Origin of the sequence: Mangrovicoccus sp. HB161399 (assembly GCF_013184745.1) — a bacterium.
Classification (GTDB): Bacteria; Pseudomonadota; Alphaproteobacteria; order Rhodobacterales; family Rhodobacteraceae; genus Mangrovicoccus.
The window spans coordinates 1-14,502 of record NZ_JAATVU010000107.1 but is presented as its reverse complement, the minus strand read 5'-3'; the positions used below and the strand labels follow the sequence as shown (position 1 = coordinate 14,502).

The following is a 14,502-nucleotide window of genomic DNA, read 5'->3' as shown; positions in this document are numbered from 1 at the left end:
TGATGACGGCGGCGGTAGATGCGCTGTCCCGCGCCATCCGCAGCCGCCTGCGCGCCGCCACCCCCCACGAGGTCAAGCCCGACACCTGCTGACGCCTATTCCGGCGTCTGGGCGACGACCGGGCTGTGCGGCCGCTGCGGCGCCGCCGGACGGACCAGCTCGTAATGCACCCGCCCGGCATCGGGCCCGCGATGCAGCGCCTTCAGCCGCTCGGCGATCTCGGCGCCTGCGACGGTGCGGCGGGCATGGTGGCGCTGCGTCTCGATCCAGGTCGGGGTCTTGAAGCGCTCGTGCCAGAGTTCCGGATCGACCAGGTCCCGGCTGAGCGTCCAGCGCCGCGCCCCGTCGCGGATCCGGCCGCGGCGTCGCTCGGCCATCAGCGCCAGGAACTCTTCGGTATCCTCCTCGGCGATGCGGTACTCGATCGAGGTGATGATCGGGCCGCTCTTCGGCACCATGTCGATGGAGGTTTCGGGCTTCTTCCAGCGCGAATGCGGATCGAGCGAACTTGTGTCCAGCTGCCTCAGCGGCAGGACCAGACCCACAGCCGCGAAGACGACCAGGGCAATGGCGGAAATCCCCAGCGCCTCGCCGGTGCCGACCTGCCCTGCCGTCATGCCCCAGACCCAGCCGCCGAGCGCGAAGCCGCCGAAATTGCAGCTCTGGTAGATCGCCAGGCAGCGGCTCAGCACCCAGCGGGGCGAGCTCAGCTGGATCGTGGTGTTGAGGCTCGACAGCAGCACCGGCCAGGCGGCGCCGGTGATCATGACCGCGAGGATGCTGAGCGGGAAAAACGTGCTGGAGCCAAGGAGCGCGGTGCCTCCCGCATAGGCCAGAGTGCAGATCCTCACGTTCATTTCCAGCGTGACCATGGCGCGCAGCCGCGCCGCGCCAAGCGCGCCGAGGATCGCGCCGACCCCGAAGCCGCCGAGCAGCAGGCCGTAGGTCAGCGGGCCGCCCTGAAGCTGGTCGCGCGCGACGAGCGGCATCAGCGCCATGACCGCAATGCCCGCCACGTTGAAGAGGAACCCGCGGGCGAAGACCGTCAGGTGGATCGGCGACAGCCCGACATAGCGCAGTCCGGCCATGATCGCGCTGCCGATGCCCTCGGGCGGCAGCCGGTCTTCCTCCTCCGGGCTCTTCCAGTGCGAGGCCGAGACCAGAACGAAGAGGTTCGCCGCGGCATTGACCATGAAGGCCGAGAAGGCGCCGACCGCGGCCACCAGGATGCCGCCGATCGCCGGGCCGACCGAGCGGGCGAGGTTGAAGCCGATGGAATTCAGCGCCACCGCCGAGGGCAGGTCGCTTTTCGGCACCAGCTCGCTGACCATGGTCTGCCAGGCCGGGTTGTTCAGCGCCTTGGCGCAGCCGACGAGGAAGGTGAAGGCCAGGAGCCCCCAGGGCGAGAGCATGCCGAGGAAGGAGGCGAGCGCCAGGAGCGCCGAGATCGCGCAGAGGATGCCCTGCGACACGATCACGGTGCGCCGCCGCCCGAACGTGTCGGCGATGGCACCGGCGGGCAGCGAAAACAGCATCAGCGGCAGCGCGACCGAGGTCTGCACCAGCGCCACCATCTCGGGCGAGCCGTGCATCTGGGTCATCGACCAGGACGCGCCGACATTCTGGATCAGCCAGCCGAAATTGGCCGCGAGCCCCACCAGCCAGTAGCTGAGGAAGGCCCGGTGGCGGAACGGGGCGAAGGGGGAGGTATCTTTCAGGGGTCGGTCTCCGGAACTTGACCGATTGATAGCGCAAAACCGCTTGCAGGCAAGTCCGGGGGGCGCGGCAGGTCAGCGCCGGGCGATCTCCGCCCAGATCGGCAGGTGGTCGGAGCCGCGCTTGGCCAGCGGCGACTGGTCGACCCCCGCGGCAGTGATCCGCAGCCCCGGCCCGATCGCGAAACGGTCCAGCGCCGTGACCGGGCGGCGGGCATGGAAGCTGCGGCCGGGGGCCAGGATCTCGTGGCTTTCCGCCAGCGGCTCCAGCCCCTTCTCGGGCGACCATTCGTTGAAATCTCCCGCGATCAGCGAGGCGCTGCCGTCCCGCCCCAGCCGGTCGGCCAGCGCGCGGACCTGCTGCCGGCGCCAGCGGCGCAGCAGCGCCAGATGCGCGCCGACCAGCGTCACGCCCTCCACCTCGGCCAGCACCGCGCCGCGCGGCTCCAGCGCGGGCAGGTCGATCCGCTCGGTCCGGGCGATCTCCAGCCCCTTGCGCACCAGGATGGCGTTGCCGTGCCAGCCGATGCTGACATCGTTGACCGCCAGCGGCGCGACCTGGAAATCCGTGGCGCTCTCGATCAGGCCCTGCGGCAGCGCCGAGGGCCGCGCGCCCAGCCGCTTGTCGGCCTCCTGCAGGAGCACGATGTCGGGCTCCAGCCGGTTGAGGATGTCGAGGATCCGTCCCGGCGCGCGGCGGCGGTCGGTGCCGACGGCCTTGCGGATGTTGTAGCTGACGATGCGCAAGCGCGGGATCCTCACAGCAGGGGCGCGAACAGACGGGCGACCGGCGCGCCGATCCGGACATGCAAAGGCTGTTCGCCGAGCGGCTTCTCCAGCAGATAGGCACGCTTGAAGTCCGCTTCCAGCATTTCCGCCACCTCGGCGGCAAAGCCGGCGTCGAAACCCAGCACCATCGCCTCGAAATTCAGCCGGAAGGAGCGGTTGTCGAAATTCGCGGTGCCGATCGCGGCCAGCCGTCCGTCGACCAGCACGACCTTCTGGTGCATGAACCCCTCGGTATAGCGCCAGATCTGCACCCCGACGGCGCGCAGCGCATCGAAACAGGCGAAGGCGGCCAGCCAGGGCATGCGGTGGTCGATCGCGTCGGGGATCAGCAGCCGCACCTCCACCCCGCGCAGCGCGGCATGCTTCAGCGCCGACATCAGGTCGCTGTCGGGCACGCAATAGGGCGAGGCGATCCAGATCCGCTCCTTCGCGGCGGCGATGGCGCTGAAGAAGAACAGCGCCCCGGTTTCCAGGTCGTCCGCCGGCCCCGCGGGCAGCAGCATCGCGGTCATGCCGCGCTCCGCCTCGGGCAGGCCCCAGGCGAGTTCCTCGAGGATCATCTCGCCGCGCACCCAGAGCCAGTCCTCGGCGAACATCAGCTGCGCCTGGGCGACGACGGGCCCGTGCATCTCCAGATGGGTGTCGCGCCAGGGACCGAAGCGCTCCGAGCGGCCCATGTATTCGTCGCCCACGTTCAGCCCGCCGATGAAGCCGACCCGCCCGTCGGCGATCACGGTCTTGCGGTGGTTGCGGTAGTTGATGCGGAAACGGGTCCGCGGGCGCCAGCCTTCCTGCCGCTCCGCCACCTGGATGCCCGCCTCGCGCAGGGAGGACAGGTAGCCGGCGGAGAGCGCGTGGCTGCCCACCGGATCGGCAAGGAAGCGGATCTTCACCCCGCGCCGCGCCGCCGCCACCAGCCGGTCGCGGAAGTCGCGGCCCAGCTCGTCGTCATGGACGATGAAGAACTGCACCAGCAGATAGGACTGCGCGGAGTCGATGGCCGCGAAGATCGCGTCGAAGGCCGCCTTGCCGTCGATCAGCGGACGCAGGTCATTGCCGCGCACCGCCGGAAGGCCCGCCAGCGTCTCGAAGGGCGCCGGGTCGGGATCGGGACGGACCGCGGGCCGGTGCGCCTTGGCATGGTCCTGCAGCGCGGCGATCACCACCTTGCTCTCGCGCCGGGTGACGAAATAGCGGCCGTATTTGTGGTGGCCGAAGATCAGGTAGAGCGGCACGCCCAGAAACGGTTCGGAGATCAGGAAGACCGCCCAGCCCACCGATCCCTCCGGGGTGCGCGACTTGCGCACGGCCCGCCAGGCGCAGGCCACCGCGGTTGCATGGATGGCAATCAAGCCAAGAACGACGATTTCCGCCCACATCCGCCTGCCTCCTTGCCTGCATGGCCGCCAGACTTGGCGCGGGGGACGCGGCTGTCAACTGCGGTTCAGGCGCCCAGGGCGCGCAGCACCTTCAGCGCGTCGGCATGCTCGGCGACGTCATGCACCCGGATCACCCGCACGCCGCGGGCAATGCCCGCGAGGTTCGCCGCCAGCGTCCCGGCCAGCCGCCGGTCCACCGGGCGGCCCAGCAGGTCGCCGAACATCCGCTTGCGCGACAGGCCCAGCAGGACCGGATGGCCGTAGCTCCCCAGCCAGTCCAGCCCGTTCAGGCAGGCGATGTTCTGCTCCAGCGTCTTGCCGAAGCCGATGCCGGGATCGAGCAGGATATGCCCGGCCGGGATGCCCGCGCGCCGCGCCAGGTCCAGGGAATGCCCGAAGAACCGCTCCAGATCCGCAAGGATGTCGATCTCCGGATCGGTGGTGCCGCGGTTGTGCATGATGATGACGGCGGCGCCGGTCTCAGCCACGGCATCGGCCATTTCCGGATCGTGCTGCAGGCCCCAGACATCGTTGACGATGCAGGCCCCGGCTGCGACGGCGGCGCGGGCGGTCGCGGCCTTGTAGGTGTCGATGGAGACCGGCACCTCGGTTTCGGCGCGCAGCCGTTCCAGCACCGGCACGACCCGGGCAATCTCGTCTTCGGTGCCGACCGGCTGCGATCCCGGCCGGGTGGATTCTCCGCCCAGGTCGATCACGTCGGCCCCGTCGGCGATCATCGCCCGCGCATGGGCCATCGCGGCCTCTGGCGCGTCATGCTGCCCGCCGTCCGAGAAGCTGTCGGGCGTGACGTTGAGGATGCCCATCACCAGCGGGCGGTCCGCCAGGTCGGCAAGGAAACGGTCGCGGGCGGCGGCGATGGACATGGTCGGCTCCGGGGCAAGGGTCAGGACGGCTGACCCGTCATACGCCCTCGCCCCGGGCAAGGCAAATACCGCCGGTCACGGCTCCAGCGCGGGCTCCGAACCGAGGAGCCGCTTCTGCGCGGCGATGCGGAAGGGCGCGTTCGGCGCGCCGTAGCCGTCGTAACCGTTCCGGCGCTCGACGATCTCGAAGAACAGCCCATCGCCCCAGGGACGGCTGTAGAACTGGTAGAAGCCGCCCATCTCGTCCTCGTCATAGAGGATGTTGAACTGCTTCATCCGCGCGGCCTCCGCCTCGTCGAGCCCGAAGCGCGCGGCGAGATCCTCGTAGTAGTTCGGCGAGATCGGCAGCGGCTCGAATCCGAGGCTGGCGAGCTTCTCCGCGGTGGCGAAGATGTCGTCAGTCGCGAAGGCGACGTGCTGCACCGAGGAGCCGAAGCTGTCGGCCAGGAAATGTCCCGCCAGCGTGCGGTGGGTCTCGGCGCCGTTCAACGTCACCCGGAACTGCCCGTCGGCGGATTGCAGCGCCTGGGAACGCACCAGCCCGTCGGGATCGACCACGTCCACCATCGGCGCGCGGCCCATGCGGAAGATCGAGGTGTAGAACAGCGACCAGCTGAGCATCTCGTCGTAATCGGTGGTCTGGGCGATGTGATCGACCCGGGTCAGCCCGGCGTCGCGCGACTCGCCTGCGCCGCAGCGGTTGAATTCCTTGCTCCAGACCTTCGACAGGTCGTCGCTCTCGTCGAGGAAATGCATCAGCGAGCCGCCGGCGCCCCGGATCGCCGGGATGTCGAGCTCGCCCTCGCCCACCGGCTGGGTGAACTTCACGGCGCCGAGGCCCACCGCGCGCTTCTGCGCCTTGCGGGCGTCATCGACCTTCAGGCCGATGTCGCAGACACCGGTGCCATGGGTCAGGAAGGCGGCATGGGCGAAGCCGGTCTCCTCGGTATTGACCACGATGCGGACATCGCCCTGCTGCCAGAGCGTCACCTGCTTGGCGATGTGCTGGCCGACCTTGGAAAAGCCCAGGGACTTCAGCAGCTCGTTGAGCTGCGGCCGCTCCGCCTCGGAGGTGCTGAACTCGACGAAGGCGATGTCCGAGACCTCGGCGCGGTCGGGCAGCACCGGCAGGTCCAGGCTCTCGGCCACGGCCGGCTCGGTGCGGCGCACCTCGTCCATCAGGTGGATCAGCGAGCGGTGGCCGTCGCGGGCCAGCGCCTCGGTCTTGCCGGCCCGGAACTGGTCGTTGAAGATCTCCAGGCTGATAGGCCCGGCATAGCCGGTGGCGCAGACCGCGCGCATGAAGCCGGTGACGTCGAGATCGCCCTCGCCCGGCATGTTGCGGTAGTGCCGCGACCAGTAGAGCAGGTCCATGTCGATCAGCGGCGCATCGGCGAGCTGCACGAAGAAGATCTTGTCGCCCGGGATCGAGCGGATCGAATTCGGGTCGATCTTGCGGCTGAGCGTGTGGAAGCTGTCGAGGATGATGCCGACATTCGGGTGGTCGGCGCGGCGCACGACCTCCCAGACGTCGCGGTGGTCCCAGAAATGGCGGCCCCAGGCCAGCGCCTCGAAGCCGACGCGGATGCCGCGCTTGGCGGCGCGCTCGCCCAGTTCGCGGAAATCCTCGGCTGCGCGGTCGATGCCGCCCACCGCCTTCGGGTGGACGGAGGAGCAGACCAGCACCAGGTCGGTGCCCATTTCCTGCATCAGGTCGAATTTCCGTTCCGCCCGGTCGAAGGCGCGGCTGCGCCAGGGCTCGGGCAGGGTCTCGAAGTCGCGGAAGGGCTGGAACAGCGGTATCTCCAGCCCGTGGTCGCGGATCATGTTGCCGACATCGCGCGGGCTCATTTCCTGCGCGATGAAGTCCTGTTCGAAGATCTCGACGCCGTCGAAGCCCGCCTTGGCGATGGCCTTCAGCTTGCGGCGCAGGTCGCCCGAGATGGAGACGGTGGCAATGGCGGTCTTCATGGGGTCTCTCCGCTTATTCCGCGCCAAGCGCGCGGAAGGTGGCTTCCATCGCTGCCGGGTCGGCCGCGAGGCCGGTGAAATGGCCGAAGGCCCGCACGGCCTGCCAGACAGCCATGCCCGATCCGGGCAGCACCCGGCAACCCTTCGCGCGCGCATCGGCCAGCAACTGGGTCTCGAGCGGGAAATAGACGATGTCCGACACCCACATCTCCGGGGCCAGCAGCTCCGCCGGGAAGGCCGAGCCGGGCAGCTTCGCCATGCCCATCGGCGTGCAGTTGACGACGCCGTCCAGCCCCTCTGCCGCGGCCGCCTCGACGCTGTCGCAGACCTCGGTCCGCAGTCCGGGGCGGGTGCGTCCGAGAAGCCCGGCCAGGTCCTCGGCGCGGGCGCGGTCGGCATCGACCAGCACAAGCGTGCCGATGCCGTTGTCGGCCAGGCCGTGGGACACCGCGACCCCGGCCCCGCCGGTGCCGATCTGCAGCACGCGGGCGCGCGGCGCACCCTCCATGCCCAGCCGGAAGGCCTCGGCATAGCCGGAATAGTCGGTGTTGTAGCCGATCTTGCGGCCATCGCGGAACACGACCGTGTTGACGGCGCCGACGGCAGAGGCGCTGTCGTCGAGCTCGTCGAGCAGGTCCATCACCTCGATCTTGTAGGGGAAGGTGACGTTGCAGCCGGCGAATCCGCAGAGCTCGGCGGCGCGCAGCAGCTCCGCCAGCGCGGGATCGCCCGGCATCGCGTCGGGATCGAGCAGCTTGTAGACGCAGCGCAGCCCCTGACGCTGGGCCTCGGCCTCGTGCATCGCGGGGGTGCGGGATTTCTGGATGCCGCGGCCGATCAGGCCCAGGGCAATGCTCTTGTCCCGCCCGAAGACTTCGGCGGTGTCCTGCTTGGTCATGCTGTCTCCTCCATCGGTCCGGCACCGGGGCGCGGGACTCGCAATTCTTCCAGAAATGTACCACGCGGTTAAAAATCTGCAAGAGTTTTGAACCGGCCGGTTAAATACCCGGAAGCCAAGCGGAAACCCGGCCAGGGCCCGGCGCGGGTTCCCTCTCCCCCGCGGGGAGAGGGACAGGGTGAGGGGGCTTGCCCGGGCGGGATCAGGCCCGTACGGCGCGGATCAGCTGGTCGGCAAGGCTGTCGCGCAGCCGGACCTGCCCGGCCTCGTCATGCAGCCCGGCGCCGAAGATGCCCGAGAAGGTCGCGCGGTTCGACATGTTGAAGAAGCTCAGCGCGCTCAGCTCCCAGTGCAGCTGCAGCGGACACAGTCCGGGACGCAGGCTGCCATCCGCGGCGCCGCGGCGGCAGATGTCCTCCAGCATCGCCACGACCGGGCGGTTCAAGTCGCGGATCTTGGTCGAGGAGGCCAGCACATGCCCGCCGCGGATGTTCTCGATCATCACCAGCCGGATGAAATCGGCATTGCGCCGGTGATGGTCGAAAGTGAAGACGAAGAGCTTCCGCAGCGCCTCCAGCGGCGGCAGGTCGGCCAGATCCAGCTCCGCCTCCTGGGCGCGGACCGAGGTATAGGCATCTTCCAGAACGGCGCGCCACAGCCCCTCCTTGTCACCGAAGTAGTAGTAGATCATCCGCTTCGAGGTCGCCGTCAGCTGGACGATCCGCTCGATTCGCCCGCCGTTGAAGCCGTTGTCGGCGAATTCGCGGGTCGCCGCCTGCAGGATGTCCTGCTGCACCTTCGCCGGGTCGCGTTTCCACCCTGCCCGCTTCGCCGGGGCTTTTTCCTGATCCGTCAACACACTGGCCCTCCTCCGTCGGCTGGGATTAAAGCACAAATGTACCGGGCGTTACAAACCCATTGACGTATTTTAACCGTCTGGTACAAAACAAGGGCAGATCGAGGGAGGCGATTGCGGCATTCCGAGGGGTATCCCCGGGAATCCGTTAACGTTTTCCCGGATTGGGAAGCGCAGTACGGGAGGACAGTCATGCGCGACACGTTTCTGAAATTCACCGCGGCAGGCCTGGTCGCATTGATGGGAACCGCCGCATCGGCCGAGGTCACGCTGCGGTTCGCGCATGTCGACCCGGATGACTGGCAGTCCTCCAAGAAGGGCGCGGCCGCCCACATGTTCAAGCAGATCGTCGAAGGCGAGTCGGACATGAAGGTCGAGATCTTCCCGGCCGGCGCGCTCGGCAACGAGGATGAGATCGTCTCCCAGGTCCAGGAAGGCCTGGTGCAGGTCGGCATGGTCTCCGGCGCGATGTCGAAGGTGTGCAAGCCCGCCGCCGTGCTCGACATCCCCTACACCTTCTCGGATGCCACCGTGGCGTGGAAAGTGCTCGACGGGCCCTTCGGCGACGAGCTGGCCGAGGCCTGCGAGGCCAAGACCGGGATGAAGACGCTGGCCTACGGCGAGACCGGCTTCCGCAACTTCACCAACAACACCCGCCCGATCAAGACCCCGGCCGACATGGAAGGACTGAAGTTCCGCGTGCAGCCGATCCCGCTCTACCTGGAGATGGTCAAGGGCCTCGGCGGCGAGCCGACCCCGATCGCATGGACCGAACTGCCGAACGCGCTGGCCACCGGCGTGGTCGACGGCCAGGAGAACCCGGTCGGCGTGATCTACAACAACGGCCTGCACAAGCTGCAGAAATACATGACCCTCGACGGCCATGTCTATGCCGTGGACTTCATGGTCATGTCCTCCGAGTTCTATGACATGCTGACCCCCGAGCAGCAGGCCGTGATCGACCGCGCCGCCGTCATCGCCGGCAATTTCGGCCGCGGCATCCAGGAATGGAACACCGCCAACGGCGTGAATGCCGTTCAGGCCGAAGGCATGGAAGTCTATGTCCCCACCGCCGACGAGCTGGCCCAGTTCCGCGAGGCCGCGCAGCCCGCGGTCAAGGAATGGCTGGCCGGCGACCTGGGCGCGGATGCCGCCTGGATCGAGAAGCTCGACGCTGCCGTCGCCGACGCGACGAACTGAGCGCGATTTCCGGGACCCCGGTCTGAAAAGATCCTCCGGGGTCCCGGCTTTTCCCTTTCCCAACAAGAGCGGAGGCCGCGATGGCGACCCTGTCCTATATCGTCCGGCGCATACTCGCGATCGGCTGCGGCCTGATCATGGCCGCCGTCACCGGGATCATCCTCGTCAACGCGCTGCGCCGCTACACGCTCGGCCTGTCGCTGACCTGGGGCGAGGAACTGCCGGTCTACCTGTCGATCTACGGCGTGATGTTCGGCGTCGCGCTGAGCTACATGCAGGACCGGCACATGCGCTTCACCATCGTCACGGACTTCCTGAAGCCCGCGGTGCGCGAGGTCCTGTTCCTCGCCATGGATGTCGTGACCATCATCTGCGGCGTGCTGCTCAGCTGGTCGGGCTATCTCTTCGCCACGCGGCGCGGCACCATCGAAGCCTCCGGCCTGATCGCCAGCGCCAACGACCTCGTGCAGACGACCGGCATCGACTGGCTGGTCTGGATCGGCCGCATGGGCACCTGGCAGTTCGCCATGTGCATCGGCGGCGGACTTCTCGCCATCGCCGCGTCGATCCGCTTCCTCGAGCGCCTCGAGGATCTGCGCAATCCTTCCCATGAGGATGCCCCCACCGCTTCGGACGTGGTCCGGATGCGGGCCAAGGGCCAGGCCTCGCTCGACTGAGGAACCCGCCATGAGCTTCATGATCGTTCTCGTCGGCACCCTCGCCGGGCTGCCCATTGCCTTCGCCATCATCGCCGCGATGATGTACTTCATGATCACCGGAGACGCGCCCTACCACCCGCGCCTCGTCACCTCCGAAATGTTCAAGGCGCTCAGCTCCTTCCCGCTTCTCGCCATCCCGCTCTTCGTGCTTGCCGGCGAGCTGATGAACGAAAGCGGCATCACCAAGCGGATCATCCGCTTCTGCGTGGTGCTGGTGGGCAAGTTCCGCGCGGGGCTCGCGCTGGTGAACATCTGGGCCTCGGTGATCTTCGCGGGTCTCTCGGGTTCGGCGATCGCCGACACCTCCGCCATCGGCCGGGTCTTCATCCCGGAAATGGCGAAGCACGGCTATGACCGCGGCTTTGCCGCCGCGCTGACCGCCGCCTCCTCGGTGATCGGTCCGATCATTCCGCCGTCCATCCCGGTGATCATCTACGCGCTGATCGTCTCGGGCGTGTCGGTTCCGGCGCTGTTCATGGCCGGGATCGGTCCGGGCCTGCTGCTGGCGGTGTTCCTGTCGGTCTACGTGCTGCTCACCGTGAAGGTCGCCGATCCCGAGCCGGGCGTCGACATCATGGAGGGCCAGTCGAACGGCCAGGCCCTGCTGGGCGGCATCGTCCCGCTGCTGATGCCGGTCTTCGTCGTGGGCGCCATCCTCTTCGGCATCGTGACGCCGACCGAGGCCGCCGCGCTGGCCGTGGGCTACGCGATGGTCGTCGGGCTGTTCGTCTACCGCAAGCTCGGCTTCCACAACCTGCCGCGGATCTTCGCCAACGCGATGGTCGACAGCTCGATCATCCTGATCATCATGGCCGCCGTCGGAGCCGCGAACTGGGTGCTGACCTACAACCGCGTGCCGAACATGCTGACCGAGTGGACGCTGGCGAACGTGGACAGCAAGACCGCCTTCCTGATCGCGCAGATGCTGCTGTTCCTGGTCGTCGGCCTGTTCCTCGAAGGCATCGCGGCGATGCTGGTCCTGGTGCCGATCATGCATCCGATCGCAGTTGCCTTCGGCGTCGATCCGACCCATTTCGGCATCATCGTGATCTTCAACCTGATGATCGGCCTGATCACCCCGCCGCTGGGCCTGTGCCTCTTCGTGGCGGAGGGCGTGGCCAATGTCGGCATGACGCGGCTGGTCCGGGCGATCATCCCGTTCTTCCTGGTGGAGCTGCTGGTGCTGGTCATCCTGACCTTCGTCCCGGCCTTCTCGACCTGGCTGCCGCATATCCTGGGCTTCTGACCCCAGCCCCCGGCATCCGCGACATCCACCCCGCGCCTCCCCGGCGCGGGGTTTTCCGTTTCCGGACCGACTTTCGTCTCCTTGACCTCGCCCGGGCAACCGCGTGACATGGCCGGAAAGAGCCGGGCACCGATCCCGGCCGGTCCGATCGCCACTGCAGAGGAGACAGTGACATGGAACTGAAGGAAGAGGTCTTCATCGCCGCACCCCGCGACAAGGTCTATGCCGCCCTGAACGATCCCGAGATTCTGAAGGAATGCATTCCGGGCTGCGAGGAGCTGATCAAGCATTCGGACACCGAGCTCGAGGCCAAGGTCGTGCTGAAGATCGGCCCGGTGAAGGCGAAATTCGGCGGCAATGTTACCCTCAACCCCGAAAATCCGCCGGAACGCTTCTCGCTCTCGGGCCAGGGATCGGGCGGCGCGGCGGGCTTCGCCAAGGGCGGGGCCGAAGTCACCCTGGCAGAGAAGGACGGTGGGACGCTGCTGACCTATGATGCCAAGGCCGAAATCGGCGGCAAGCTGGCGCAGCTCGGCAACCGCCTGATCCAGAGCACCTCGAAGAAGCTCGCGGCCAAGTTCTTCCAGAGCTTCGCCGAAAAGATGGACGCCTCCGCCGCCGCCTGACATCCGCCGCGCGGGGCCGGCTTTGCCCGCGCCGGTTAAGTCGCTGGTTACCTGCGGTCTGCTACTGCGGAACGGTGAAAGCGCCGCGGGCTCCGGCCTGCGGCCGCTGACAGCGCTTGATGTCGAGGTGAAGAGTGAACTCTTGCTGCCATAGCAGGCCGCCCATGGAGGACACCCGGACAGATGCTGTCCGGCGGGCCGTGCCGCGATGAGCGGTATATCCTTCAAGCTCCGCGTGACGCTGATCTTCGCGCTGCTCGGGCTGGTGACCCACCTGCTGATGTTCCTGTCCTCGGCCGTCTTCACGGCAAACCGGGCGCAGGACCGCTTCATTGAGCAGGCCGGCATCCAGGCGGACATGCTGGCCGGCACGCTGGAGCATTTCATCGTCGACAACGAGTGGGACAATCTTTCCCGCATGGCCAAGCGGGCCGGCTCCACGCGGGAGATCGCAGCCGTCCGCTTCATCGGTCCGGGCGATCGCGTCATCCTAGATACCGACCGCTTCCTGGGGCCGATGGACATGCCCTGGTACATGCGGATGGACGATGACTTCCACGGGCTGAAGCTGGATCCGCTGCTCGGCTACGTGGTCCGCCGCCCTGTCCTCATCGACGGGAGCATCGTCGGCGCTGTGCTGGTCGCCCCCGACCTGCTTCGGCTGGAATCCGAGCTCCACCGAGACATGGCCGTGCTCCTGCTGATGGCCGCGACCACCTTCGCCGTTCTGGTCGTGCTCGGCTGGCTCGCCGCCTCCGGGCTGGTCGACCGGCTGCGGGATCTCGACGAAGGCGCGGCACGGATCGCCGACGGAAATTTCGAGCACCGGCTGGAACTGCGCGGCGCCGACGAGATTTCGCGCACTGCCCATACCGTCAACCGCATGGCCGATGCGCTCCTGCGCGAACGCGAGGCGCTGGAACAGCAGGCCCGCACCGACTCGCTCAGCGGCCTTCTCAACAGGGTCGGCCTCGCCCGCGCCTTCCGCAAGATGGCCAAGGGCGGCCGGGGCATGAGCGCGCTGCATATCGACCTGGACCGTTTCAAGCTGATCAACGACACGCGAGGCCATGGCGCCGGCGACGCCGTCCTGCAATCCGTCGCCTCGCGGCTGCGCCATGTCGCGCCTGGGGACGCCCTGGTCGCCCGGATCGGCGGCGACGAATTCGCGATGATCATCGAAGAGGAACGGCTGGGGGAGCGCGCCGCCGAACTGGCCGAAGCCTGCATCGAGGCCGCCAGCCGCCCGATCGAGTTCCACGGCATGAAGCTCGCCGTCGGCGCAAGCGTCGGGATCGCGCATCTTCCGGCGCAGAGCCAGGGACAGGATGCCGACCGCCTCCTGGCGGATGCCGATATCGCGCTCTACCAGGCGAAGGAGGCCGGCCGCGGCCGCGTCGCCCTGTTCGACGGCGAGGCCCGCGACACGCTGGAACGGCAGGCAGACCTGGAATTCGAGCTGGCGCTCGGCCTGGAATACGGCGAATTCATACCCTTCCTGCAGCCGCAGGTCGACGCCCTGACCGGCGAGGTGATCGGCGCCGAGGTGCTGGCCCGCTGGCGCAGCCCGTCGCGCGGCCTGCTCACGCCCGGTGCCTTCCTGCAGTCGCTGCGCAATCCCGAGTTGGAGGAACGCATAACCTATGCGGTCCGCGCGGCCGCACTCGACTGGATGAGCCGTGGCGACGTCGGCCGCCCCCCCACGATCAGCATCAACCTGTCGTCGACGGAACTCACGCGGGTCGACTGCGCCAGCGACCTGGACTGGGAACTCACCATGCGGGGGCTTTCCGCCCGCAAGGTTTCCATCGAAGTGCTCGAAGACGTGGTGATCCGCGAAAACGACACGGAGATGGAGCGCACCATCTCGGCGCTCCGCGCGGCGGGCCATCCGCTGGAGCTGGACGATTTCGGAACCGGAAATTCGGGACTTGCGAACCTGGTGCGGCTCTCGGTCGAGCAGCTGAAGATCGACCGGAGCTTCATCTCCGGCCTCGACAGCGACCGCTCGCGCCAGGCGATCGTGCAGGCGATGATCGGGATCGGGCGGGCGCTCAACATTAAGGTGCTTGCCGAAGGCGTCGAGACAGATGCCGAACGGCAGATGCTGCTCTCCCTCGGCTGCAGCCGCATGCAGGGCTTCCATTTCGCCCGGCCGATGGACACGGATTCCTTCGAACGCTGGATGACCGGCCGCAGCGCCGCCGCCTGAGCCGCAC

The 14,502-nt window shown here is 67.9% G+C and carries 12 protein-coding genes; 5 read left to right on the top strand and 7 right to left on the bottom strand.

Translation table 11 applies throughout. The features are described from left to right. Window positions 1–95: 95 nt before the first annotated feature. From HCC78_RS29235 to HCC78_RS29205, 7 genes are all read right to left on the bottom strand, one after another. On the bottom strand, window positions 96–1,718 hold the full coding sequence (locus tag HCC78_RS29235; RefSeq protein WP_172332281.1) for an MFS transporter: 1,623 nt from the start codon (window positions 1,716–1,718) through the stop codon (window positions 96–98). A 72-nt stretch (window positions 1,719–1,790) separates the two neighbouring features. Then, entirely contained in the window at window positions 1,791–2,462 is a 672-nt protein-coding gene (locus tag HCC78_RS29230) for an endonuclease/exonuclease/phosphatase family protein (protein WP_172332280.1), read from the bottom strand. Between the two features lie 11 nt (window positions 2,463–2,473). Continuing rightward, complete coding sequence (gene cls, locus HCC78_RS29225) at window positions 2,474–3,883, bottom strand: cardiolipin synthase (RefSeq protein ID WP_172332279.1); 1,410 nt, start codon at window positions 3,881–3,883, stop codon at window positions 2,474–2,476. A 65-nt stretch (window positions 3,884–3,948) separates the two neighbouring features. Next, the gene (folP, locus tag HCC78_RS29220) at window positions 3,949–4,767 is read right to left on the bottom strand and encodes a dihydropteroate synthase (RefSeq protein ID WP_172332278.1); all 819 of its coding nucleotides are present in this window, start codon (window positions 4,765–4,767) and stop codon (window positions 3,949–3,951) included. A 75-nt stretch (window positions 4,768–4,842) separates the two neighbouring features. Then, on the bottom strand, window positions 4,843–6,738 hold the full coding sequence (locus tag HCC78_RS29215) for a bifunctional sugar phosphate isomerase/epimerase/4-hydroxyphenylpyruvate dioxygenase family protein (protein WP_172332277.1): 1,896 nt from the start codon (window positions 6,736–6,738) through the stop codon (window positions 4,843–4,845). Between the two features lie 13 nt (window positions 6,739–6,751). Next, a complete protein-coding gene (locus HCC78_RS29210; protein ID WP_172332276.1) occupies window positions 6,752–7,636 on the bottom strand; it encodes a shikimate dehydrogenase in 885 nt (294 codons plus the stop codon). A gap of 202 nt (window positions 7,637–7,838) precedes the next feature. Beyond that, window positions 7,839–8,492, bottom strand: coding sequence for a TetR/AcrR family transcriptional regulator (locus HCC78_RS29205; protein ID WP_216671370.1), 654 nt, complete (start codon window positions 8,490–8,492; stop codon window positions 7,839–7,841). Between the two features lie 192 nt (window positions 8,493–8,684). Here HCC78_RS29205 and HCC78_RS29200 point away from each other — a divergent pair, with 192 nt between their 5' ends. From HCC78_RS29200 to HCC78_RS29180, 5 genes are all read left to right on the top strand, one after another. Beyond that, the gene (locus tag HCC78_RS29200; RefSeq protein ID WP_172332274.1) at window positions 8,685–9,692 is read left to right on the top strand and encodes a DctP family TRAP transporter solute-binding subunit; all 1,008 of its coding nucleotides are present in this window, start codon (window positions 8,685–8,687) and stop codon (window positions 9,690–9,692) included. Window positions 9,693–9,772: 80 nt separating this feature from the next. Further along, the gene (locus HCC78_RS29195; RefSeq protein ID WP_172332273.1) at window positions 9,773–10,369 is read left to right on the top strand and encodes a TRAP transporter small permease; all 597 of its coding nucleotides are present in this window, start codon (window positions 9,773–9,775) and stop codon (window positions 10,367–10,369) included. A 10-nt stretch (window positions 10,370–10,379) separates the two neighbouring features. After that, window positions 10,380–11,657: a TRAP transporter large permease gene (locus HCC78_RS29190; RefSeq protein ID WP_172332272.1), complete on the top strand. Its 1,278-nt coding sequence runs from the start codon at window positions 10,380–10,382 to the stop codon at window positions 11,655–11,657. 173 nt (window positions 11,658–11,830) lie between these two features. Further along, window positions 11,831–12,283, top strand: a complete 453-nt coding sequence (locus tag HCC78_RS29185) for a CoxG family protein (RefSeq protein ID WP_172332271.1) — start codon at window positions 11,831–11,833, stop codon at window positions 12,281–12,283. A gap of 208 nt (window positions 12,284–12,491) precedes the next feature. Continuing rightward, window positions 12,492–14,495: a bifunctional diguanylate cyclase/phosphodiesterase gene (locus HCC78_RS29180; RefSeq protein ID WP_172332270.1), complete on the top strand. Its 2,004-nt coding sequence runs from the start codon at window positions 12,492–12,494 to the stop codon at window positions 14,493–14,495. Window positions 14,496–14,502: the final 7 nt, after the last annotated feature.

Bases quoted from the DNA above. Each gene is read 5' to 3' on its own strand.
- HCC78_RS29185 (WP_172332271.1), top strand. From the start codon at position 11,831: ATGGAACTGAAGGAAGAGGTCTTCATCGCCGCACCCCGCGACAAGGTC.
- HCC78_RS29210 (WP_172332276.1), bottom strand. From the start codon at position 7,636: ATGACCAAGCAGGACACCGCCGAAGTCTTCGGGCGGGACAAGAGCATT.
- HCC78_RS29215 (WP_172332277.1), bottom strand. From the start codon at position 6,738: ATGAAGACCGCCATTGCCACCGTCTCCATCTCGGGCGACCTGCGCCGC.
- HCC78_RS29180 (WP_172332270.1), top strand. From the start codon at position 12,492: ATGAGCGGTATATCCTTCAAGCTCCGCGTGACGCTGATCTTCGCGCTG.
- HCC78_RS29200 (WP_172332274.1), top strand. From the start codon at position 8,685: ATGCGCGACACGTTTCTGAAATTCACCGCGGCAGGCCTGGTCGCATTG.
- cls (WP_172332279.1), bottom strand. From the start codon at position 3,883: ATGTGGGCGGAAATCGTCGTTCTTGGCTTGATTGCCATCCATGCAACC.
- folP (WP_172332278.1), bottom strand. From the start codon at position 4,767: ATGTCCATCGCCGCCGCCCGCGACCGTTTCCTTGCCGACCTGGCGGAC.
- HCC78_RS29190 (WP_172332272.1), top strand. From the start codon at position 10,380: ATGAGCTTCATGATCGTTCTCGTCGGCACCCTCGCCGGGCTGCCCATT.
- HCC78_RS29195 (WP_172332273.1), top strand. From the start codon at position 9,773: ATGGCGACCCTGTCCTATATCGTCCGGCGCATACTCGCGATCGGCTGC.